Origin of the sequence: Chryseobacterium nepalense (genome assembly GCF_023195755.1) — a bacterium.
Taxonomy (GTDB): domain Bacteria; phylum Bacteroidota; class Bacteroidia; order Flavobacteriales; family Weeksellaceae; genus Chryseobacterium; species Chryseobacterium nepalense.
In genome coordinates this window covers 648623-672714 of sequence record NZ_CP096203.1, presented here as the reverse complement: position 1 = coordinate 672714, position 24092 = coordinate 648623, and the positions used below count along the sequence as shown (strand labels likewise).

The window sequence follows — 24092 nt, the reverse complement described above, 5'->3', positions numbered from 1 at the left end:
CAAAAGATATAAAAGACTTTATTGGATTTATTTAAAGTATTTCAAAGTCTGCAAAGAGAAAATCTTTGATTTTTTAACTTATGTGTTCTTTTTTTCCACTTAAGTATTAAATTTAAAAAACTAAAATGTTTAAATCTTTTGCATCTTTTGTGGTAAAAAAGTTTAGACAAGTTTTAAGTAAAATTCATCTCCATCAGTTTTCAAAAGCCGAAATTTTCCCTTCCACAGCAACCTTAGCAGCCGTTAGAGGACTCGCCAGGATTGTTCTTGCCCCCTGTCCCTGTCGTCCCTCAAAATTCCTGTTGGAAGTCGAAACACAATATTCACCTTCCGGAATTTTATCATCATTCATCGCCAGACAAGCCGAACATCCCGGCTGCCTGATCTGGAAGCCTGCTTCCGCAAAAATTTGGTCAAGGCCTTCTTCATATATTTGTTTGGACACCTGCTGAGAACCTGGAACAATTAAAGCATGAACGTGTTCGGATTTTCTTTTTCCTTTAATATAGCTGGCTGCCGAACGGAAATCTTCGATTCTTGCATTGGTGCAGCTTCCGATGAAAACATAATTCACTTTAATATCGGAAAGAGCCTGTCCTGCTTTTAATCCCATATATTTCAAAGCCTTTTCTTCAGAGTCATTTTGCGGATCCGGAATGTTCTGACTGATTGAGATTCCCATTCCTGGATTTGTACCGTACGTTACCATCGGATAAATGTCGGAGGCATCAAAGACAAATTCCGCATCAAAAACAGCTCCTTTATCGGATTTCAAAGTTTTCCAGTATTCCAGCTTCTCTTCCCATTCTTCTCCTTCCGGCGCAAATTTTCGTCTTTTTACATAGTTGAAAGTGGTGTCGTCCGGAGCGATCATTCCGCCGCGGGCACCCATTTCGATGCTCATATTGCAAACCGTCATTCGGCCTTCCATCGACATTTCCTCAAAGACATTTCCGGCATATTCACAGAAATATCCCGTTCCGCCATCAGTCCCGACTTTTGAAATGATATAAAGAATAACATCTTTTGGCTGAACGTTTTTATTTAATTTACCATTTACGGTAATTCTCATTGATTTAGGCTTATTCAGTAATAAACACTGGCTTGCAAAAACCTGAGCCACCTGGCTGGTCCCGATTCCAAAAGCGATCGATCCGAAAGCGCCGTGCGTAGAAGTATGGCTGTCGCCACATACGATGCTCATTCCCGGTTGGGTAATCCCCAGTTCCGGAGCAATGATGTGGACAATTCCCTGGTAAGGATGCCCCAAACCGTATAATTCGATATGGTTTTTTCTGCAGTTTTCCGTTAATTGCTGAACCTGGTTTCTGGAAGATTCATCGCGTATCGGCTTATCCTGATCCCATGTCGGAACATTGTGATCTGCAGTCGCTATAATCTGTTTCGGCCTGAAAACTTCAAGGTTCCTGGATTCCAGTTCTGCAAAAGCCTGCGGGCTTGTCACTTCATGGATCAAATGTTTATCGATATATATAATCTGAGGCCCGTCGGGAATCGTTTCCACCACATGAGCATCCCAGACTTTGTCAAAAAGTGTTTTCTTAGTGTCCATTGTTTTGTTTAATTGAAAACCAATTCCTTATCCTATTTTTCTTGTTACCCTTTCAATAATGGCAGTTAAATCGTTATTATCAATTTCTTTTTTGCGGTCAGCCATTTTGAGGAATTCCTGATATAAAAAATCCAGCTCATTTTTGGTAACATCAAAACCGATGTTCTTGAACCGGTACGCCAGCGCAGAGCGCCCGCTTCTGGCAGTAAGTACAATAGTTGAGGCGTTGACCCCTACTTCCGCAGGATCAATAATTTCGTAGGTTTCCCTGTTTTTGATCACGCCGTCCTGATGAATTCCTGAGCTATGGGCAAATGCATTGGCTCCCACAATGGCTTTGTTGGGCTGTACCGGCATTCCCATCAGATCAGACACCAAAACACTCATGTAATTGAGCATTTTGGAGTTGATCTCTGTGTATAATTTTAAATTTTTATGTTGTTTCAAAATCATAACAACTTCTTCCAAAGCTGTATTCCCGGCTCTTTCTCCAAGCCCATTGATGGTACATTCTATTTGCCTTGCTCCATTAATCACACCTGAAATTGAATTGGCTGTCGCGAGTCCAAGGTCATTGTGGCAGTGGCATGACAGCACCGCTTTTTCAATACCTTTTACATTTTCTTTCAGGTATTTTATCTTTTCCCCGTATTCTTCAGGAAGGCAATATCCTGTTGTATCCGGAATATTGAGGACTGTAGCTCCTGCTTTAATAGCTTCTTCACAGACTCTCGCGAGGTAATCATTATCGGTTCTTCCGGCATCTTCGGCGTAAAATTCTACGTCTTCTACAAAGCTTTTGGCATATTTTACGGCCTGTACCGCTCTTTCAATAATATCTTCCCTGTTGGAATTGAATTTATATTTAATATGCGAATCTGAAGTTCCTATTCCTGTATGAATTCTTGGCCTCTTCGCAAACTTCAGTGCTTCCGCTGCAACCTCAATATCTTTTTGATTGGCCCTTGTTAATCCGCACACTTTTGCATTTTTCACCAATTTTGAAATTTCGGAAACAGAATGAAAATCTCCCGGACTGGAAATGGGGAATCCAGCTTCAATAATATCAACTCCAAGTTCATCCAGCTTTTCCGCAATAGCCATTTTCTGTTCCGTATTCAGTTTACAGCCGGGAACCTGCTCACCATCCCGTAGCGTGGTATCAAAAATTTCAACTTTTTCGGAATTCATAATGCAGTATTTTACTTAATTTTGATTCAAAACTAAAAAGATGAAACGTTTATTCATTTCTGGTTTTATAAAAATTACAATATTCAAATTAGTGTAAATTGAATATAAAATTTTGTTTATCAGTATTTTAAAATTTAAAAATTTACAATGGCAGAATTGCATAAAGATTTTTTATTCATCCTCATTAAGTCGCTTACGACTTCGGAAAAAAGACAATTCAGGCTGTATGTAAACCGGCTCGGGATCAATGTGGATGCAAAATTCCTGCTTCTTTTTTCTGAAATGGATAAAATGAAAGAATATGATGAAAGCATTATTATTCAAAAGAAAATTTCAACAAAACAGCAGTTGTCCAATCTGAAAGCGCATCTTTACAAACAGATTCTGGTAAGTTTACGAATGAATCCGAGTCATCAGAATTATAGGATTCAGCTGCGCGAACAGCTTGATTTTGCCAATATTCTTTACCAGAAAGGCCTTTACAGGCAGGCTTTGAAAATTTTGGATAAAACAAAACAGACTGCTCTGGAACTTGACGAAAAAACCATTGCTTCCGAAATTATTGACCTTGAAAAAGTAATTGAATCACAATTTATTACGAGAAGTATTGAAGGCCGTGCCGATGAACTGATCAGACAATCCACAGAAATCAGCAAACAGAATCATTATGCCACTGAACTTTCCAATCTTTCTTTGAAACTGTACAGCGAAATGTTGACGCACGGGTATGTGAAAACTGATGAAGAGCGTGATGAAATCATGAAAATATTTGATGAGCAAATTAGAAAAATCACTTTTGAAAAACTGAATTTTACAGAAAAATTATGGTATTTTAAGGCTCATGTGTGGAAAAATCAGCTGCTGCAGGAATATAAATACACATTGAAATATGCCTTTCTCTGGGTAGACCTTTTTCACAACAATCCGGAGATGATTATGAGTCATCCGGTATGGTATATCAAAGGAAATACTTATCTCCTTAAAATCCTGTTTCTTTATGGAAATATTAATATTTTGGAACAGCGTTTCAGAAAATTCAATGAAGTAGTTTATTCTTCAAGCTTTGCTCAAAATGAAAATTTGCAATCTCTTGTTTTTCTGACTCATTATAATACTTTAATGAATATCCACTTTGTGAAAGGTGAATTTTTTTCCGGAACTAAAATAGTTCCGGAAATTGAGCTGAAAATGGAAAGGTTGCGCGATAAAATTGATGAGCATCATTTCATGATTCTGTATCTTAAAATGGCAGCAATGTTTTTCGGAAGTAAAAAATTTAAAGACTCGATAAAATACGCGTTAAAAGTAATTGAATCAAAAGGAAATGTTCAGGAAGATCTGCTGTTTCATACAAGAATTCTTATTTTAATGGCAAAATATGAATCGGCAAATGATGAAGATTATGATGATTTTATAAAAGCAACTCTAAAATTTGCGAAAAAAATGAAAAAACCGGATGAATTTCATTTTGAAAGTGTAAACTTCTTTAAAAATCTGAATAATTTAACGCCTCACAATCAGTTGGAATCTTTTAAAGAATTTAATAAAAAGCTTGACGTTTTTGAAGAAAATGAATATTACAGAAGGTCTTTATTGTACATAGATATTCACGGCTGGGTAAAATCTAAAGTGAGAAATGTTGATGTTATTGAAATTATTAAAGAGAAAGTAAGGTATAAAAGAAATAATTAAATCTATTCTAATATATTCATAATTAAAAGGTTGATATGATTTCAATCTTTAAAAACGTTTTTATTTGCTTTTTAGTATTAAATATTCCGTCAAATAGATACATCTGTAGCATTTTAAATAAAAATTCCGTATTTTTGCATCTTAAAATTTCTTAGTAAACAATGATAAAAATTACACTTCCAGACAGTAGTGTCAAAGAATTCGAGGCGGGAGTTACTCCGCTAGATGTGGCAAAATCTATAAGCGAGGGATTGGCTAGAAACACCATTTCCGCAATTGTTAATGACAAACAAGTAGAGACAACCACACCTATCACCACGGATTCTACGATACAACTGTTGACATGGAATGATGATCTTGGAAAGAAAGCATTCTGGCATTCTTCTGCCCACCTTCTGGCGCAGGCGATCCTTGAGTTTTATCCCAATGCTAAGTTAACCATCGGTCCTGCCATCGAAAGCGGATTCTACTATGATGTAGATTTCGGGGACGAAAGCTTGTCTGAAAAAGACTTCGAGAAAATTGAGAAGAAAGTATTGGAAAATGCTAAAAAAGGCTCAACTTTCTCTTTATATCCTGTTTCTAAAGAAGAAGCATTAAAGGTCTATGCAGATAATCCTTATAAGGTAGAATTGATTTCTAATCTTAATGACGGAGAAATCACTTTTGTAACCCACGATGATTTCACAGATCTTTGCCGTGGAGGACATATTCCGAATACGAATATTGTAAAAGCTGTTAAGATTTTAAATGCAGCAGGAGCATACTGGAGAGGAAATGAAAAAAATCCTCAATTAACAAGAGTGTATGGTATTTCTTTCCCTAAACAGAAAGAATTAACAGAATATCTTGAAAGGCTTGAAGAAGCTAAAAGAAGAGATCACAGAAAATTAGGTAAAGAATTAGGAATTTTTGCTTTCTCTGAAAAAGTTGGTGCAGGCTTACCGCTTTGGCTGCCAAAAGGTACTGCTTTGAGAAGAAAGCTTGAAAATTTCCTTTCTGCAGCTCAGAAAAAAGGAGGATACGAATTCGTAATGTCACCGCATATTGGCGCCAAAGAATTGTATGTAACTTCCGGACACTGGGATAAATACGGTGCAGACAGCTTCCAGCCGATTAAAACCCCAAATGAAGGTGAAGAATTCATGCTGAAGCCAATGAACTGCCCGCACCACTGTGAAATTTATAAAACTTCGCAATGGAGCTACAGAGACTTACCGAAAAGATACGCAGAATTCGGAACGGTTTACCGATATGAGCAATCAGGAGAACTTCACGGCTTGACAAGAGTTCGTGGATTTACTCAGGATGATGCACACTTATTCTGTACTCCTGATCAGTTGCTGGGAGAGTTTGAAAAAGTTATTGATCTTGTACTATACGTTTTTAGGTCTTTAGGTTTTGAAGATTTTGTTACTCAGGTTTCATTGAGAGATCCTGAAAACAGAGAAAAATATATCGGTTCCGATGAGAACTGGGAAAAGGCGGAAAATGCTATCATCACAGCGGCAAAAAACAAAGGTTTGAAAACTGTTGTTGAATATGGTGAAGCCGCATTCTACGGTCCTAAGCTTGATTTCATGGTGAAAGATGCTTTAGGCAGAAAATGGCAGCTTGGAACGATCCAGGTTGACTATAACTTACCGGAAAGATTTGATCTTCACTATATTGGGAATGATAATGAGAAGCACAGACCGGTGATGATCCACAGAGCGCCTTTTGGTTCTATGGAGCGCTTTATCGCTATTCTTCTGGAGAATACTGCCGGAGACTTCCCTCTATGGCTGAGTCCGGAGCAGTTTATTATTCTGCCGATCAGTGAAAAATATGCAGATTATGCTAAAAAAGTTTCAGAATTTTTAGAAAATCACGATATTAGCGGTCAGATTGATAATAGAAACGAAAAGACAGGTAAGAAGATTCGCGATGCAGAATTAAACAAAATTCCATTCATGCTGGTTGTAGGAGAAAATGAGGAGAAGGATGGCACAATTTCTGTACGTAGACGGGGTGAAGGAGATTTAGGAGTAATGAATTTAGAAGACTTCGTTTCTTATTTCAAAAAAGAATCTGCGATCTAAAATCAAGGATTTTAATTCAGACTTAAAACTATTGAGTTTGAATACAAATTAAATTAGAGTTAACCAATAAAATTATAATACAATAGCACAAAGATTTAACAACAGGGGCCCACAAAGACGTCCTGTACAGGAGGACTTACACTTGATCAACGATAAAATTCGTGTGAGAGAGCTTCGTTTGGTGGGCGATAACGTAGAGCCGGGAGTATATCCTACAGAAAAAGCAAGACAGATTGCTCAAGAGCAAGAACTGGATCTTGTGGTAATTTCTGATAAGGCTGAACCGTTTATTGCTAGAGTTTTGGACTATAAAAAGTTCTTATACGAGCAAAAGAAAAAACAGAAGGAACTTAAAGCCAAGCAGGTAAAAGTAGTGGTAAAAGAAATTCGTTTCGGACCTCAAACTGATGAGCACGATTACGAATTTAAGAAGAAGCATGCTGAAAAATTCCTTGAAGAAGGTTCAAAGTTAAAAACCTACGTATTTTTTAAAGGACGTTCCATTATCTTTAAGGATCAGGGAGAGATTCTTCTTTTAAAGCTTGCCCAGGAACTGGAGCATGTTGGAAAAGTAGACCAGCTTCCTAAGCTTGAAGGAAAAAGAATGATTATGATGATGAGTCCTAAAAAACCGGCTAAATAATTATATGTGGCGGTAGCTCCGTCAATTAACAATACAAAGCTCCAATTTATTGGAGCTTTTTTTATTTAATAACCTGATTCAAGAATATTTTAAATCACAAAATAGAGATTATAGTAATGTTTAATTTAATATTAACAGTACTTTAAATAAAGGGTTTTTCAGTATATATTATATCTTTAATATGGGATATATTATAAATAGTTATATATTTGCAACGTCAAATAAATAAAATATGAAAATTAAACTTTTAACAGGATTTGCAGCAGCAATGTTATTAACTTCTTGTGCTCAGGATGAAACATTTGAAAACACAGGCCTTAAAAACGAAGAATTAAAAACTTCAGAAATTGCAGCCCGTGGAATTTCCTCAACAGTAACTTTCGTTAAAGAAACAACGAACCATCCACAAAGGCTGGATCCGGGCCAATCAATCAGTTTATCGTATAATATCTATACCTACAGATTGGAAATGCAGGGAGACAGTAATCTTGTGCTTTATCAGGATAGGCCGGGCTTTACGCGTGCTATCTGGAGTACAAACACGCATCGTGACAGCGGTACACCTTGGCTCATTGCGCAAAATGACGGAAATCTTGTAATTTACAATAACGGGAATCCACTTTGGCATACCAACAGTTCTGTAAGTGAAAATGTATCCAATCCTCATATAAAAATGCAGTTATATACCAGAAGCGGTGGTTCTATTCCTGCAGGAATAAGAATCAAATTGGTATTAGGTGGAAATAACGTTGAAAGAAAAACCTTTGCTGAAGTTGATCTTAGTGATTTTTACTAAAAAATCAACCACTTAAACGCTATATTTAAATATAAACCGCCCATTATCAGGCGGTTTTATTATTAAATTTTAATGCCCTTTGCTTTTTATAATTTTTCGTTATTTTGCAATTATTATTAAAATTTTTTAATTTAAATACATGAAGCCAGGATATTTTTCCTTTTTTTTATTCATCCTGATTATTTTCGCGCTGGGCTGTTATTACCACTACCCTTTTCTTTCAGACGACAGTCTGATCTCCCTTCGCTATGTACAGCGTTTCATTGAGGGTAAAGGACTTACCTGGAACGATGGCCATCCTGTAGAGGGCTATTCAAATCTGCTGTGGATTCTTATGATTTCTTTTTTAGGAAAATTAGGAATGAATCTCATTATTTCAGCCAGAGTATTGGGAATAGCATGTTCCGTAGGTACACTTGCCGTAATCTGTTCTTATTTTAAAACAATAAACGTCAGAAAAGAATATGTTTTTCTCACGGTATTTCTTTTGGTAACGACTCCGTGTTTTACCGTTTGGGCCATTGGCGGACTGGAGCAGCCTTTATACATTTTTCTCCTTACACTCACTTTGACTGAAGTTTCGAAGATTATTAACGATAAAAATAAAGGACGCGTCTATTTTCTGTCATTGTGGCTTGGACTTTTGGCAATTACGAGGCCGGATGGTTTTCTGTTCACTATTTTAACAACAATATTTTTAATTTTTATTTTCAGAAAAAGCAGGAAAGGTCTTATCAGAGTTTTTGTTTTCGCAGGAATGATACCGGCTCTATTTTTATTGGGACAACTCCTTTTCAGGTATAATTTTTATGGTGAACTGGTTCCGAATACCGCTTTGGTTAAAGTAAAAATAACTCTGCATCATGTTGTACGGGGCGGCTTTTATGTTTTCAAATCATTCTTCGGGACTTTATTATTTTCTTCTCTTGGATTATATTGCTTGTTTTATCTTGTATACAAAAAGAAAAATCTTTTCGGCTTTTATTTATTGTTGAATGTTGTGGTATGGACAGCTTATATAGTCACAGTAGGCGGCGATATTTTTCCGGCCTTCCGTCATTATTATGTAGTGCTGATTTTACTTGTATTTGCGATTATTTTTGGGTTAAATGAAATGCAGTTTCGCTTTAAAACAAAAATGACCAGGGTCGGATTTATTGTTTTATTGTTAATAAACCCATTTATACAACTTTTGATTCCGGATAATCATTATGCGATTGAAGAACGATGGGAATTCCGCGGATTGAATTTAGGTAAAACCTTGAAAAACACTTTTCCGGAAACAACTTTAATTGCTGTTACAGCAGCCGGCTGTATTCCTTATGCTTCTGAGCTTCCTACGGTTGACATGCTTGGATTAAATGACTACTACACACCGCGTCATCCACCGAAAAATTTCGGTACCGGGATGCTGGCTCATGAATTGGGCGATGCAAGCTATGTTCTTGGAAGAAATCCCGATATTATCATTTATCACATGGGCGCTGTTCCCCGTTTTAATGTGGGCGACCAGATGAAAAACAATCCGGTTTTTATTAATAATTATGTGGAAGTACTAGCCAGGCAAAATCAGGATGAACATATTTTGTACTTCAATAAATACGGTAAAAGTGCCGGTATCATCAAAGAAAAAAATATACTGACAATCCCGGCTTATCTGATCACTTCAGTTAAAGACAATGAAAGTGTTTTCAAAAACAAAAGACTTCTGAAACATTTACAAAAAGGAAAAAAATATATTCTTTCCATTAAAAATAATGAAGCGGAAAAATGGGAACTGAGCAGATCTGCCGCAAATTTATTTTCTCCTGAATCCAAGATCAGTTACAGGAATAATGAAATGATCCTTACTCTTATTCCGAATAATGAAATGTTTTTAGAAAATATAGAATTGCACAGGAAATATTAATAATTTTTTGTAATTTTGCACCCTATTATTTCCGGGAATTGCCGGAAACCAAAAACAGATATTGATAACAAAACAATAAAAAGCAAAACAATGCCAAAATTAAAAACGAAATCAGGTGCTAAGAAACGTTTTGCTCTTACCGGATCTGGTAAGATCAAAAGAAAAAACGCTTACAAAAGCCACATCTTAACTAAGAAAGAAACAAAGCAGAAGAGAAATCTTACTACTACTTCTTACGTAGCTAAAGTGGACGAGAAAAGTGTACAACGTCAATTAGCAATTAAGTAGTTTTTATAAATCTATATCCGGTTTATAAGAATTCAAAACAAATTCAACATTTTAACCCTGAAATGGAGCAGCTAAGAGTAATGAAACAATTACCGCACATTTCAAAAAAACAATTTAATTATGCCAAGATCAGTAAATTCGGTAGCTTCAAGAGCTAGAAGAAAGAAAATTTTTAAGCACGCTAAAGGTTATTTCGGAAGAAGAAAGAACGTTTGGACTGTAGCTAAAAACGCGGTAGAAAAAGCAATGCAATATGCTTACCGTGGTAGAAAAGAGAAGAAAAGAAACTTCAGAGCACTTTGGATCACTCGTATCAACGCGGGAACCAGAGAGCACGGAATGTCTTACTCTCAGTTTATGGGAGCTCTTAAAAAGAACAACATTGAGCTTAACAGAAAAGTTTTAGCAGATTTAGCAATGAATCACCCTGAAGCTTTCAAAGCAGTTGTAGATCAAGTAAAATAATGTAAAATTTTTGTTATCAATATAAATCCCGGGTTTTTTTGCCTGGGATTTTTTTATTATATACATTTGCTAAATTATTAAATACGTAAAACTTTATTTAAGGGTGAAAAAACTAACTTCTTTATTGCTTATTTCATTGGCTTTTTATAACCTTCAGGCCCAAAGTCTTATTCAGGCATATAAAAACAGGGCAGACCAGGTTTCACAGACTAATATCACGACAATTCTTCAGGAATTTGAAAATCTTGGCATTAAAACTACCGGATCTGCAGCCAATACCAATGCTCTGAACTGGCTTAAAGCGAAATACCAATCGTATGGATATACTGCCAGCCAGATCGTGGAAGACCCTTTCACATTCGGCAGCACCAGCTCAAAAAATTTAATCATTACGAAAACAGGAACACTATATCCTAATATTTATGTAATTATTTGCGGGCATTACGACACGATCACCGGGCCCGGCGTAAGCGATAACGGAAGCGGAACATCCATTATCCTTGAAGCAGCAAGGATTCTGAAGGATATTCCTACAGATTATTCAATTAAATTTATTCATTTTTCCGGGGAAGAACAGGGGCTGTATGGAAGTGCCCATTATGCGGATAATGTAGTTTTTCAGAATAACGTAAGACAGCTGAATATAAGAGTGGTATTTAATATTGATCAGGTTGGAGGTAAAATCGGCAATAATAACAATGCCATAAAATGTGAAAGCGACCAGTCCGGACAAAGCGGAAACAATGCCCAGTCTCTTGCTTTTACCCAGCAGCTGGCAAACTGTACAACGCTGTACTCTCCTCTGCAAACGGTAATGTCTAATGCCTACGCTTCAGATTATATTCCATTTGAACAGAATGGGGATATTATTACAGGGTTTTATGAAAATGTAAGGAGCTATAATGAGCATACGGTGAATGATACATTCATAAACGTAGATCCTACTTATGTTTTCAATGTAGGAAAAGCTGCTGTGGGAGCATTACAGCATTTCGCGACTGCTTCAACAACACTACTGGCTACAGAAGAAAAAAATGTAAACAACCTGGAAACAGTAAAAATTTATCCGAATCCTGCAAAAGATATCCTGAATATTGAACTTCCGAAAGATATTAAGAATTTTAATCTTGAAATTACAGATATGAATGGAAGAGTAATTCTAAATAAAGAAAATGAAACAAAAGTTAATGTTTCGGGATTAATAAACGGAGCTTATTTAGCAATCATAAAAACCAAAGACAGCAAAGCGGTAAGAAAAATAATTATCGGAAAATAATTATCAAAAAATATAAATTAAATCCTGAGTTACTGCTCAGGATTTTTTATTTTCATCTGCTTTCAAAAAACTTACCGGTTCCGTCTGTTTAAAATTTCTTCAATGTTTTCTAAAGTACAATTTTTAGCTTTCAGTAAAATTAAAAAATGGTACAGCAGATCTGCGGCTTCATTTTTAAATAAGTCATCATTACTGTCTTTGGCCTCAATGACCACTTCAACCGCTTCCTCTCCCACTTTCTGAGCCACTTTATTAATTCCTTTCTGGAATAGCGCATAGGTATAAGAATCTTCTGTTTTTTCATCAATTCTTTGGGAGATCTTTTCTTCCAACTCATACAAAAACCCTTTAGAATCCTTTTCTCCGAAACAGCTGAAACTTCCTGTATGGCAAACCACGTTGGTGGGAATTACTTTGATTAAAATGGCATCCTGATCACAGTCAACAGAAATATTTTTTACCGTTAAAAAGTTACCAGACTCTTCTCCTTTCGTCCAAAGCCTGTCTTTTGAACGGCTGAAAAAAGTAACAATGCCTTCTTTCTCTGTTTTTTTCAATGCCTCTTCGTTCATATAACCTAACATTAAAACCTGCAAGGTTCTGTCGTCCTGAATCACCACAGGCACAAGTCCGTCTTTATTTTTATTGAAATTAATATTCATCGTAATGCCAATTTTTTAGATTTTAAATTATTTTTGAGATCATGGATCTTTATTTCTCCGAAATGAAAAACACTTGCTGCCAAAGCTCCTGTAGCTCTTGTACGATTAAAAACATGTTCAAAATGTTCTATATTTCCTGCACCTCCTGAAGCAATGACCGGGATATTTACGCTCTCCGTAATAAGACTGGTTATTCTGATATCAAAACCGTTTTTGGTACCATCGCCATCCATTGAAGTAAGCAGAATTTCTCCGGCTCCGAGCTGTTCGGTTTTTTTTGCCCAGTCGAAGGTTTTAAGTTCTGTTATTTCTCTCCCGCCTTTGATGTGAACCCAGTCTGAACCGTTCACCAGTTTCGTATCAATGGCGACCACGATGCATTGGCTCCCGAATTCTTTGGCTAATTCTGAAATCAGCTGTGGATTTTTTACGGCTGAAGAATTAATGCTGATTTTATCTGCTCCTGCCTCGAGAAGTTTTCTTACGTCTTCCACGGTAGAAATTCCGCCGCCGACTGTGAATGGAATACTGATTTCACTAGCAATTTTCCGTACAAGTTCCGCAAAAGTTTTACGCTCTTCAATGGTTGCTGTAATATCCAGAAAAACCAATTCATCAGCTCCTTCTTTCTCATATCTTTTGGCAAGTTCGATAGGATCACCTGCATTTCGCAATCCTTCAAAATTGATTCCTTTTACCGTTGTTCCGTCTTTGATATCCAAACACGGAATAATTCTTTTTTTAAGCATTTTCTATAAAATTTTGGAGTTGCTGCAGGTTTATTCTTCCTTCATAGATCGCTTTCCCGATAATGGTTCCGGAACAGCCTATTTTTTTCATCTGCTCAACATCTTCAATGCAGGAAATTCCGCCGCTTGCAATGAGCCCGATGTCTGTTTTTTCTAGAATTTCTTCATAAAGTTCATCTGAAGCGCCCTGAAGCATTCCGTCTTTTGAAATATCTGTACAAATCACATTTTTAATTCCTTTATTCTGATACTTAAGAATAAAATCGATTATATCAAAGGAACTTTCTTCCAGCCAGCCTGAAGTTTTTATCTTTCTGTTGTCACAATCGGCACCGAGCATGATTTTTTCCGGACCATATTTTTCAATCAGATCAAAACAGAAATCAGGATCCTGAACCGCAATGCTTCCGATGGTGATCTGCTTTGCTCCCGAATTGAAAGCAATTTCAATATCTTCCAAAGTTTTCAAACCTCCTCCGAAATCAATTTCCAGGGAAGTTTCTTTCGCAATGGCTTCCAGAACTTTCTGGTTGACAATATGCTTAGATTTTGCACCATCAAGGTCTACCAGATGCAGGTATTTTATTCCAAAATTTTCAAATTCTTTGGCAACTTCAAGAGGATTTTCATTGTATATTTTTTTAGTACCGTAATCTCCTTTTGACAGTCTCACACATTTTCCGTCGATGATGTCTATAGCAGGAATAATTTTCATTTTAAATTTTTAAAAAGTTTTGTAATAAACGGCTTCCCACATCTCCCGATTTTTCCGGGTGAAACTGCATGGCATAAAAGTTATTCTTTTGCAGTGAAGCACTGAATGGCAGAATGTAATTACAAACAGACGTTGTATTTTCAGATAATTCGCAGTAAAAACTGTGGACAAAATACACATCGCTCTTCTCTTCAATTGCTGAAAATATATCGGATCTAAAGTCTGAAATTGTGTTCCATCCCATGTGTGGAACAATATCTGTTGCAGGGAATTTTTTAACATTGATATCAAAAATTCCTATTCCGGACGTATTTCCTTCTTCGTTGGTTTTACACATCAGCTGCATTCCCAGGCAAATGCCTAAAACCGGCTGTTTCAATGTCGGAATTAACTGATCAAGACCTTTTTCCTTTAGTAATTTCATGGTGGAGGATGCTTCTCCCACTCCCGGAAAGATCACTTTATTGGCATTTCTTATCAGCTCAAAATCATCGGTCACCACAGATTCTATATTCAGTCGGTTAAGCGAATTTTGTACGGAATTAACGTTTCCTCCGTTGTATTTTATGATGGCAATCATTATAAACTTCCTTTGGTTGATGGTAGATTAAAATTACGGTCTGTCTGTTTTACTGCCATTTTCACCGCTTTGGCAAACGCTTTAAAAACAGATTCGATCTTGTGGTGTTCGTTCTCGCCTTCTACTTTAATATTGAGATTACATTTTGCAGAATCTGTGAATGATTTAAAGAAGTGATAAAACATTTCTGTGGGAACATCTCCAATTTTTTCACGCTTAAACTCAGCTTCCCAAACGATCCAAGGTCTTCCTCCAAAGTCGATGGCAACTTGTGCCAGACAATCATCCATTGGAAGGAGAAATCCGTAACGTTCAATACCTTTTTTCTTTCCTAAAGCTTTTAAAACAGCTTCTCCAAGCACAATTCCCGTATCTTCTATCGTGTGGTGTTCATCAACCAGCAAATCACCTTTTACTTCAATTTTTAAATCTAAATTACCGTGCTTTGAAATTTGTTCCAGCATGTGATCAAAAAAATGCAATCCTGTTGATATTTCGGATGTTCCGTTTCCATCAAGGTTGACTTCAACTGCAATTTCTGTTTCATTAGTTTTTCTTGAAACCTTTGCTTTTCGCGGAATGCTGGTCAAAAACTGTGCAATTTCGCTCCAGCTTTCGGTTGTGAATACTGCTTCCTGACTAGGAGTTTTACTAATGAAAATTGATTTTGAACCTAAATTTTGAGCCAGCTGAATGTCCGTAAACCGATCTCCGATGACAAAGGAATTTTTCAGATCATAATCTCCGTAAATGTATTTTCCGAGCATTCCTATCCCCGGTTTTCTTGTAGGTAAATTTTCGTTTTCAAAGCTTTTATCAATTAGAATATCACTGAAAACAATTCCTTCGTTTTCAAATGCTTTTAACATTTTTTCCTGAGGTTTGCTGAAGTCTTCATAAGGGAAACTTTCCGTTCCCAGTCCGTCCTGATTGGTGATCATGACCAATTCATAATCAAGTTCTTTTGCAATTCTTGAAAGATTCTGAAAAACTCCGGGATAAAATTCCAGCTTTTCCAAAGAATCAACCTGAAAATCAATCGGGGGTTCTAAGATTAAGGTTCCGTCGCGGTCTATAAAGAGTACTTTTTTCATTTTTAATTTTCTTTTTAATTTCTTTTTTGCTAAACCTCAAAGGTTTTTAAAACCTGTGAGGTTTCAGATTTAATTAAATACTTTTTAAGACGTTAATCAGCTTATTGTTTTCATCTCTTTTTCCGACATTAATTCTGATACAGTCAGGAATCTGCGGACTTCTCTTGCTGGTCAGAATTTCATTTTTCAGTAATTCCTGATACACTATTTCCGAATTGTTAAATTCAATTAAAAAGAAATTCGCATCGGTAGGAAATACTCTTTTAACACACTTTATAGTAAGCAATTCATTTTTTAATCTTGAAATTTCACTTAAAGTGTTTTTTATATTTTCTTCAATAATATACTTATAATTAATTAATTGCATAATTTTATTTAAACTTAGTGAGTTAATATTATACGGTGCTTTTACAGTATTAATCAGACTTATGATTTCGTGTGATGAGTAAGCGGTGCCTACTCTTGCTCCTGCCATTCCCCACGCTTTTGAGAAGGTCTGAAGAACGATTAGGTTTGGATATTTTCCAAGCAATTCGATGCAAGATGTCTGTTCTGAAAATTCAATATATGCTTCGTCCAACACCACAATTCCATCAAAATTTTTAATATAAAATTCAATATCCTGAATAGAATTTCCGGTAGGATTATTGGGTGAACACAGAAAAAAAATCTTAGGCTTTTTCTCTTCTGATACTTTTAAAAATGCATCTTTACTGATCTGGAAATTTTCATCTAAATTTAATGTTACAACGGTGTTTTCATTAATGGAAGCATAAAATCTGTACATCGCAAACGAAGGATTCATCATCATAATCGAATCTTTTTTCGGCTCACAGAAAATTTTTATGATAAGGTCGATAAGCTCATCGCTTCCGTTTCCTACCGCAATTTGTGGTGCTGAAACATTTTTTAATGTTGCCAATTTATTTTTTAATTCTTTCTGGGTAGAATCAGGATAGCGGTTGTATTCTCCAAAAGGGCTTTCATTCGCATCCATGAAAACCGGATTTTCAAATTCGTTCTGATCCCTGAAACTTATATAAGGCTGCAGTTCCAGAATATTTTTCCGTACTAACTTTTTAATATTAAATTCTTTCATTTTGTTTTTTTAATCTGATACTTACAGCATTCTTGTGAGCAAAAAGTCCTTCTGTTTCTGCCATTACTTCAATGGTTTTCCCTAAATTTTTTAATCCTTGTTCCGATAAATTCTGAAAGGTAATTTTCTTTACGAAGCTGTCGAGAGAAACGCCGCTGTAGTTTTTTGCAAAACCATTGGTGGGAAGGGTGTGATTGGTTCCGCTGGCGTAATCTCCTGCGCTTTCACATGAATAATTTCCCAGGAATACAGAACCCGCATTCCGGATTTGCGGAATATACTTTTCAAAATTATTTAAGGCCAAAATCAAGTGTTCCGGCGCGTACAAATTGCTGAATTCCAAAGCTTCCTCAATAGAGCTCAACAGGATAAAATGACTGTTATTCAACGATTCAGCTGCCATTTCATTTCTCGGAAGTACTTCAAGCTGTTTTCGGGTTTCCAGAATAGTTTCATTAAAAACCTTTTCGTCTGTTGCCAGAAAAATCACCTGGCTGTCACTTCCGTGTTCTGCCTGAGAAAGTAAATCAGCCGCACAAAATTCGGGAACTGCATTTTCATCGGCAATCACAAGAACTTCACTTGGTCCGGCAGGCATATCGATGGCTACATTATAATTCTGGGCAAATTCTTTCGCTGCTACAACATACTGATTTCCGGGCCCGAAAATTTTATAAACATTGGGAATACTTTCTGTACCTAATGTCATTGCTGCAATCGCCTGAGCACCACCGGTCTTAAATATTTGTGTAATACCACAAAGATTAGCTGTATATAAAATGGCAGGATTTATATTTCCCATTTTATCGGGCGGTGTACAGAGAATAATTTCTTCGCATCCTGCTAATCTAGCCGGAACGGCAAGCATTAAAACCGTAGAAAATAAAGGCGCTGTTCCGCCCGGAATATAGATTCCAACTTTTTCGATCGCCCGGTTTTCCCTCCAGCAAATTACTCCGTTTGTTGTTTCAATCTTTTCAATTTCAGGAATTTGAGAAGCATGAAATTTGGTAATATTTTCTTTCGCTTCCTGAATGGCCAGTTTGAGTTCTTCGCAGATCCGTTCTTCTGCATCTTTTATTTCTTCTTGGGAAACACTGATATTTTTAACTTCTGCTCCGTCGAATTTTTTGTTAAATTCAACCAAAGCACTGTCGCCTTTTTTTTCAACTTCATCGAAAATTCCGGCAACTATTTCTGTTAACTGTTCTCTTTTGATAACAGGTCTTTTTGTTAATTCAGACCATTTTTCCTTTTCAGGATATATTTCTACTTGCATATTAAATTACCATTTTATCGATTGGAATTATTAAAATATCCTGTGCTCCTTTGTCTTTGAGCTCATCAATTACTTCCCAGAAGCGGTTTTCATCAATCACAGAGTGAATGCTGCTCCAGCCTTCTTCTGCCAGTGGAATAACCGTGGGGCTTTTAAGAACCGGAAGCGTTTTAGAAATGATTTCAATTTTTTCATTCGGAACATTCATCAGGATATATTTTGAATTTTTCGCTTTTAAAACTGCTTTAATCCTGAATACGAATTTTTCGAGAACAGCGGTTTTCTCCGTGCTGAGTTCTGAGGTTTTGGCAAGAACCGCTTGTGAATTAAGAAGGCTTATGGTTTCTCTCAATCCGTTTTTAAAGAGTGTACTTCCGGAACTTACAATATCACATATTCCGTCGGCAAGACCAATGTTCGGGGCGATTTCTACAGAGCCTGAAATGATGTGAATGTCGGCAGAAATATTATTTTCCTGCAGGAATTTTTTTAGCGTATTTGGGTATGAAGTTGCAATTTTTTTGCCCTGAAAATACTCAATATCATTTGTTTCCACTTCCTTTGGAATGGCAAGAGAAACCCTGCATTTTGAGAAACCCAAAGGTTGTACAATCTCAATTTTCTTCTGTTTTTCTACTAAAAGATTTTCACCTACGATAGCAACATCTACTACACCGTCTTCCAAGTATTGGGGAATATCTGAATTTCGCAGGTACATGATTTCCATCGGAAAATTGTCTACGGAAACTTTAAGCTGATCTTTTCCGTTGTTGACAAAAATGCCGCAGTCTTTAAGGAGCTGAAGAGATTCTTCATAAAGCCTTCCACTTTTTTGTATCGCTATTTTTAATGTACTCATTTCACTTTTTTGTTGTGTCTGAGTAACCAAATGGTAAGTTGAAATAAATTGCCCGGGAAGAATTTAGAACAAAAAAACCGCCTGTTTACTCAGACGGTTTTAATTATTTTGATTTTTAACATAGTCACATATCAATCAATTCCGTCTTAGCAGAGATGATGATAATGATGTACTGTTAAAAAATTCGGTTTCATTTGTTTGAATTGTATGGTGCAAATTTAAAGCAATAAATTTTACAAATGCAAATATTATTGTAAAATATTTTCATAAATTTTTATTAATTCTTTAGCAATTGACTGATCATTAAACTTTTGCACAAACTCAAAACCCTTTTCCGCACGGCGTTTCCTTTCCGATTCGTTTTGCCATAAAAATTTAATTTTTGCCTGAATATCAAGAGGATTTTTAGGATCTATATAAACTGAATCCGGTCCGCCGGCTTCCGGAAGACAGCTTGTATTGCTGGTAATGACTACTGTTTCGGAAAATAACGCTTCAATCACAGGAATTCCGAACCCTTCAAATAAACTCGGATAAATGAAGATATCTGCAAGTTTGTAGATTACAGCTAATTCGTCCATCGAAACACTTTCCAGAAAATAAACCTTCATTTTATTTTCACGGACAAAACGTTCTACTTTTTTGAAATATTTTGTTTTTTTGCCAACTACCACCAACGGAATATCAGTATCTTTTAGTGCTTTAACAACATTCAGAAGATTTTTGCGCTCTTCGATGGTTCCCACATTTAATACAAAACGCTCAGGGAGATCAAATTTTTCTTTTGTCTGTTGAATAAAATCTTCCGACTGCTGTTCTTTAAAAGCTTTATGACAGCCTTGGTAAATCACTTCAATTTTAGATTCCGGAATGTTGAGAAACTGAATGATATCGCGTTTTGTCTGTTCGGAAATGGCGATGATTTTATCGGCAGAATCTGCTGCTTTTTTAAATTTCCAGAAATGGATCTTACGATCAAAAAAAGAATAATACTGCGGATATCGTACGAAAATAAGATCGTGAATGGTCACGATTTTTTTAATAGGTTTTTTGTCCCATTTCAGAGGCAATTCACCTGATAAACCATGAAAAATATCAGCGTTTTGCTGCTGCGCGTCTTTCCCCATTTTCAGCTGACGGGAGAAGTTTCCTTTTGTGGTTTCAACGAAATGGACGTTAGGAAAACTCAGCAGATCAGTGGCTCTTTCGGATTTATTTTTGTTTAATAAAATGTATTCGTTTTCGGGGAAATACGTTGCCAGAATTCTCACAAGATCTCTCGAATAGTTTCCTAATCCGGAAGTATTATGGAAAAAACGTTTTGCGTCAAAAGCTATTTTCATGAGGTGATCTGTTTTTGAAATTCCTGAAATGTACCGAATGTATGATTTTTACTTTTTAACCAAGATACAAATTCATCAAAACGTTTGACCATATCTTCGCCTGAATTTTTTACCGTAAAGCCAGGTAATTTAAAAGCTTCATCCTTAATTTCCGCAAATTCCCAGGGATGAAAATAAATATTCAGATATCGATCTTTCTGCAGTACGTCTGAAGAAAGTTTTTTATAAAAAGATAGAGGAAAATTATGGAAGCTAAGCCAGAACAAAGGAATTCTGAAGTTGGGAGAAACCGAAGCGGGAATCTGCGTCACATTTCCTTCTTTAAAATAAGTTCTGGAGACTTTGAGGTTATTGTATCTTCCCGGAAGAAAGGTTGGATTAATCGATGAATTGTAAGAATAGCCTGCATTTTCAACGGCATTTTTACTTACCGGCATCATCCTCGGCATTCTCAATCCGGTCACTTTTGTACCGAATAGTTCTTCCAATTTTTCTTTAGAATGCTTCAGGTGTTCTTCTTTAAAATCCGAATGATACCAGGTATGAGAAGCCAGTTCGTGTCCTTCTTTAAGCAATCTTTCTATTAAATTCTTACTGTTTTCCGCAAAAACAACGGTTGAAAAAAAAGTAGCTTTTGCCTGATGTTTTTTCAGAATATCTAAGATTTTTTCCAATCCTGTCTGAGAAATTGAGATTTGTTTCTCAAAAGAAATCTCCCCTTTGTATTCCAATGGCATATCAAATTCCTCGATGTCAAAACTTAATAAAACCATGTTAAAAATTTTTGTTTTTGATGATATAATTGGGCCGTTGTTTTACCTGCTTAAAGATTTTGCCTAAATACATTCCGATGATTCCCAATATGATTAACTGCAGTCCGCCGAAAAAAACAATGGTCATAATCAGTGATGCCCACCCTGAAATTTCTGTTCTGGCAATGAAAGAATGGATAACATATGTTGCGTATCCTATCACAGAAAGTCCGGAAAACAGGAATCCAAGATATGCGGCAATGTAAAGTGGTTTTACACTAAATGCCGTAATTCCCGTAAAGGCAAAAGTTACCATTTTTTTAAGATTGTAGCTGCTTTTTCCGGAAAGCCTTTCATTGGCAATAAAACTGATTCCGGTCTGTTTGAAACCCATCCAGCTGGTAAGGCCTCTGAGAAAGAGATCATCTTCATTAAGATTCCTCATCACTTCTACGGCACCTGCATCCATTAGCCTGAAATCTGAGCCGCCGCCTTTTGTCAAATCAACATCAGACAATCCTGAAAGAATTTTATAGAAAAAATCAGAGGTTTTTCTTTTGAATACTGAAATTTCTTTGGGATATTTTCTAACGGTAAAAACAATATCATAACCTTCTTCCCATTTTTTGATCATCTCCGGAATAAGTTCGGGCGGATGCTGCAGATCGCCGTCCATTGAAATGACGGCATTTCCGCTTGCGTTGTCCATTCCTGCTTTTACCGCAGGCTGATGTCCGAAGTTTCTTGAAAATTCAATAAATTTTACCTCTTCAAACTGTTCTGAAAGCTCTTCCAGTTTTTGCTGGGTATTGTCTCTGCTGCCGTCATTTACAAATATGATTTCAAATCTGTAATGCTCCAAACCATCAAAAACTTCTTTTATTTTCTGATGTACCAAAGCTACGTTTCCTTCTTCGTTATGCGCAGGAATGACGATCGAAATTTTCTTCATACTGATTATTCAAGGCTGTAATTTTTCTCAAAATCTTTGGTGAGAAGTTCATACGTAACTCTCAGCCAGACGACAATGCAAGGTACGGCTTTTAAAGAGTATTTAATGATATAATGTTCTTTTACATATTTCGGAAACAGGTCTGAAGTTGAAAAACATGTGAATATAATTACGAACACCAATAATCCGATAACAAGAGGAGTTCTTTCTTTCTGAAGGAAAAACCAGATCAGTACGCCAACTATTGCAATGATATAGGTAGGAGATTCTGAACTTGAGCTGAATAATACTAAAAACAGCAATGTTGAAGCTAAAATCATCAGCTGAAAAGCATACTGTTTGTATTGTTTGATTCTAAAATACGGTGCGGCGAAAAGTGGTAGTCCGTAAGCAAGAAATACAAGATTCGAGATGGAAGCATCTCCCAGAATCCTTCTGAAAAATCCCATCAGCGATATATCCTGCATATTTCCCAATACCTGATTTTCATTGTTCTTTTCTACAATAGACTGAAACCAGTCTGCGTAACACTGGATCACAAATTTCGGACTTGAATATAGCATAGGTAATGCAAAGAAAACTACCGCTATGATTAATCCGGAAAGAATAAATTTTGTTTTATTTTTAATGAAGAAAAATTGTGAAAGTCCTACAATTCCGTAGATTTTTACGAAAACCCCGATCAGTATTGCCGTTACTGATTTCACTTCTTTTTTCTCGTAAATGTACACTGCAGATAAGAGCAACAGTCCGGTAAGAGCAACGTTGAATTGCAGACTTAAAGCTGCCGTAATATATTCCTGAAGGCAGAACAAACCGAACAATGCTTTTTTGGAATCGGAAAAAGGCAGTTTATGAATACCGTAAATGAGAATAAACGTATTGGCAGCATTCCAGAGCGATATTCCGAGCCAGTCCGGCATTACGGCAAAAGGAGCAATAAGTGCACTGAAAAATACTCCGTAATGGTTTAAATCAAAATAAAGATCAGGATAATGGATAAACAGATTTTTCTGATGAATGGTATTAAAAAATACGTTTTTGAAAATCAGGTAATTGTTAATCGCGTAATCTCCTCTCAGATACTTGGAAATAGCAGTAACCACCGATATAATAAGATAAACCCCAAATATATATTTAGGGTTTAATAGTATTTTAAGAAATTTTTCTTTCAAAATATTGGTATTAGTTTAGAATATATTCTTAAACGGCAACATTATTATCTCTCAAAGCATCATTTAAAGACGTTTTTTTGTCTGTAGATTCTTTTCTCTGACCGATGATCAAAGCACACGGAACCTGATACTCTCCGGCTGGATACTGTTTGGTGTAACTTCCCGGAATTACAACCGAACGTGCAGGCACTCTTCCTTTAATTTCAATCGGTTCAGAACCTGTAACGTCAATAATTTTCGTTGATGCCGTAAGAACGACATTCGCTCCTAAAACGGCTTCCTTTTCTACATGAACCCCTTCTACCACGATACATCTTGATCCGATAAAGCAGTCGTCTTCAATGATTACCGGAGCAGCCTGAAGCGGTTCCAGAACACCGCCGATTCCAACACCGCCACTAAGGTGAACATTTTTACCGATCTGTGCACAACTTCCCACTGTTGCCCAGGTATCCACCATTGTTCCCGAATCTACGTAAGCGCCAATGTTTACATAAGAAGGCATCATGATTACTCCCGGAGCAATGTAAGCGCCTTCTCTAGCCACTGCATGCGGTACAACTCTTACCCCTTTTTCAGCATAGTTCTTCTTCAAAGGCATTTTATCATGAAATTCAAACGGACCTACCTCAATAGTTTCCATTTTCTGGATCGGAAAATACATTACCACTGCTTTTTTTACCCATTCATTTACCTGCCATCCGTTTTCAGTAGGCTCCGCTGTACGAAGCTCTCCCTTGTCCACCAAAGCAATAACCTCTCTGATAGCCTTCTGGCTGTCTTCATTCTGCAATAATTCTCTGTTGTCCCAGATATTTTCAATTGTTTGTTGTAACGACATGTTTCTAGTTTAAAATTATTTGCGCCAAAGATACAAAAAGTTAAGGAAAATTTTTCTTCCGTAATGAGCAGAAATACT

Annotated in this window: 23 protein-coding genes; 8 read left to right on the top strand and 15 right to left on the bottom strand. The window is 36.4% G+C overall.

Annotation, left to right across the window (positions count from 1 at the left end; all coding sequences use genetic code 11):
* Positions 1-193: 193 nt before the first annotated feature.
* Together leuC and M0D58_RS02770 are read right to left on the bottom strand one after the other, a co-directional pair.
* Positions 194-1573, bottom strand: a complete 1380-nt coding sequence (gene leuC / locus M0D58_RS02775) for a 3-isopropylmalate dehydratase large subunit (protein WP_248393490.1) — start codon at positions 1571-1573, stop codon at positions 194-196.
* Positions 1574-1600: 27 nt separating this feature from the next.
* Complete coding sequence (locus tag M0D58_RS02770) at positions 1601-2764, bottom strand: 2-isopropylmalate synthase (RefSeq protein WP_248393489.1); 1164 nt, start codon at positions 2762-2764, stop codon at positions 1601-1603.
* 147 nt (positions 2765-2911) lie between these two features.
* Between M0D58_RS02770 and M0D58_RS02765 the strand changes: the two genes are divergently transcribed.
* The 8 genes from M0D58_RS02765 (at position 2912) to M0D58_RS02730 (ending at position 11914) form a co-directional block, all read left to right on the top strand.
* Positions 2912-4456, top strand: coding sequence for a hypothetical protein (locus tag M0D58_RS02765; RefSeq protein ID WP_248393488.1), 1545 nt, complete (start codon positions 2912-2914; stop codon positions 4454-4456).
* A 161-nt stretch (positions 4457-4617) separates the two neighbouring features.
* Complete coding sequence (gene thrS, locus M0D58_RS02760) at positions 4618-6537, top strand: threonine--tRNA ligase (protein WP_248393487.1); 1920 nt, start codon at positions 4618-4620, stop codon at positions 6535-6537.
* 142 nt (positions 6538-6679) lie between these two features.
* Positions 6680-7180: a translation initiation factor IF-3 gene (gene infC / locus M0D58_RS02755; protein ID WP_177175308.1), complete on the top strand. Its 501-nt coding sequence runs from the start codon at positions 6680-6682 to the stop codon at positions 7178-7180.
* 232 nt (positions 7181-7412) lie between these two features.
* Entirely contained in the window at positions 7413-7976 is a 564-nt protein-coding gene (locus M0D58_RS02750) for a hypothetical protein (RefSeq protein WP_248393486.1), read from the top strand.
* 139 nt (positions 7977-8115) lie between these two features.
* A complete protein-coding gene (locus M0D58_RS02745; RefSeq protein WP_248393485.1) occupies positions 8116-9885 on the top strand; it encodes a hypothetical protein in 1770 nt (589 codons plus the stop codon).
* A gap of 90 nt (positions 9886-9975) precedes the next feature.
* A complete protein-coding gene (gene rpmI, locus M0D58_RS02740) occupies positions 9976-10173 on the top strand; it encodes a 50S ribosomal protein L35 (protein WP_002979658.1) in 198 nt (65 codons plus the stop codon).
* Between the two features lie 120 nt (positions 10174-10293).
* Positions 10294-10638, top strand: a complete 345-nt coding sequence (rplT, locus tag M0D58_RS02735) for a 50S ribosomal protein L20 (protein WP_029293267.1) — start codon at positions 10294-10296, stop codon at positions 10636-10638.
* 103 nt (positions 10639-10741) lie between these two features.
* Positions 10742-11914: a M28 family metallopeptidase gene (locus M0D58_RS02730; RefSeq protein WP_248393484.1), complete on the top strand. Its 1173-nt coding sequence runs from the start codon at positions 10742-10744 to the stop codon at positions 11912-11914.
* 71 nt (positions 11915-11985) lie between these two features.
* On the opposite strand, the gene hisIE is transcribed toward M0D58_RS02730, so the two are convergent.
* From hisIE to M0D58_RS02665, 13 genes are all read right to left on the bottom strand, one after another.
* Positions 11986-12576, bottom strand: coding sequence for a bifunctional phosphoribosyl-AMP cyclohydrolase/phosphoribosyl-ATP diphosphatase HisIE (hisIE, locus tag M0D58_RS02725; protein WP_248393483.1), 591 nt, complete (start codon positions 12574-12576; stop codon positions 11986-11988).
* Complete coding sequence (hisF, locus tag M0D58_RS02720) at positions 12573-13325, bottom strand: imidazole glycerol phosphate synthase subunit HisF (protein ID WP_248393482.1); 753 nt, start codon at positions 13323-13325, stop codon at positions 12573-12575. Before hisF ends, hisIE begins: the two co-directional genes overlap by 4 nt.
* Entirely contained in the window at positions 13318-14040 is a 723-nt protein-coding gene (hisA, locus tag M0D58_RS02715; protein ID WP_248393481.1) for a 1-(5-phosphoribosyl)-5-[(5-phosphoribosylamino)methylideneamino]imidazole-4-carboxamide isomerase, read from the bottom strand. Before hisA ends, hisF begins: the two co-directional genes overlap by 8 nt.
* Position 14041: 1 nt before the next feature.
* On the bottom strand, positions 14042-14620 hold the full coding sequence (gene hisH, locus M0D58_RS02710; protein ID WP_248393480.1) for an imidazole glycerol phosphate synthase subunit HisH: 579 nt from the start codon (positions 14618-14620) through the stop codon (positions 14042-14044).
* Entirely contained in the window at positions 14620-15714 is a 1095-nt protein-coding gene (gene hisB / locus M0D58_RS02705) for a bifunctional histidinol-phosphatase/imidazoleglycerol-phosphate dehydratase HisB (RefSeq protein WP_248393479.1), read from the bottom strand. The genes hisH and hisB overlap by 1 nt, the downstream gene beginning before the upstream one ends.
* Before the next feature lie 73 nt (positions 15715-15787).
* Positions 15788-16813 (bottom strand): histidinol-phosphate transaminase, encoded by a 1026-nt coding sequence (gene hisC, locus M0D58_RS02700; protein WP_248393478.1) that lies wholly within the window; start codon positions 16811-16813, stop codon positions 15788-15790.
* Entirely contained in the window at positions 16800-18092 is a 1293-nt protein-coding gene (hisD, locus tag M0D58_RS02695) for a histidinol dehydrogenase (protein WP_248393477.1), read from the bottom strand. The genes hisC and hisD overlap by 14 nt, the downstream gene beginning before the upstream one ends.
* Before the next feature lies 1 nt (position 18093).
* A complete protein-coding gene (gene hisG, locus M0D58_RS02690; protein WP_248393476.1) occupies positions 18094-18951 on the bottom strand; it encodes an ATP phosphoribosyltransferase in 858 nt (285 codons plus the stop codon).
* Positions 18952-19199: 248 nt separating this feature from the next.
* Positions 19200-20294, bottom strand: a complete 1095-nt coding sequence (locus M0D58_RS02685) for a glycosyltransferase family 4 protein (protein WP_248393475.1) — start codon at positions 20292-20294, stop codon at positions 19200-19202.
* Positions 20291-21067: a polysaccharide deacetylase family protein gene (locus M0D58_RS02680; protein WP_248393474.1), complete on the bottom strand. Its 777-nt coding sequence runs from the start codon at positions 21065-21067 to the stop codon at positions 20291-20293. Before M0D58_RS02680 ends, M0D58_RS02685 begins: the two co-directional genes overlap by 4 nt.
* A 1-nt stretch (position 21068) precedes the next feature.
* Positions 21069-21998: a glycosyltransferase family 2 protein gene (locus M0D58_RS02675; protein ID WP_248393473.1), complete on the bottom strand. Its 930-nt coding sequence runs from the start codon at positions 21996-21998 to the stop codon at positions 21069-21071.
* A 5-nt stretch (positions 21999-22003) separates the two neighbouring features.
* The gene (locus M0D58_RS02670) at positions 22004-23173 is read right to left on the bottom strand and encodes a glycosyltransferase family 87 protein (protein WP_248393472.1); all 1170 of its coding nucleotides are present in this window, start codon (positions 23171-23173) and stop codon (positions 22004-22006) included.
* A gap of 28 nt (positions 23174-23201) precedes the next feature.
* Entirely contained in the window at positions 23202-24014 is an 813-nt protein-coding gene (locus tag M0D58_RS02665) for a 2,3,4,5-tetrahydropyridine-2,6-dicarboxylate N-succinyltransferase (RefSeq protein WP_248393471.1), read from the bottom strand.
* Positions 24015-24092: the final 78 nt, after the last annotated feature.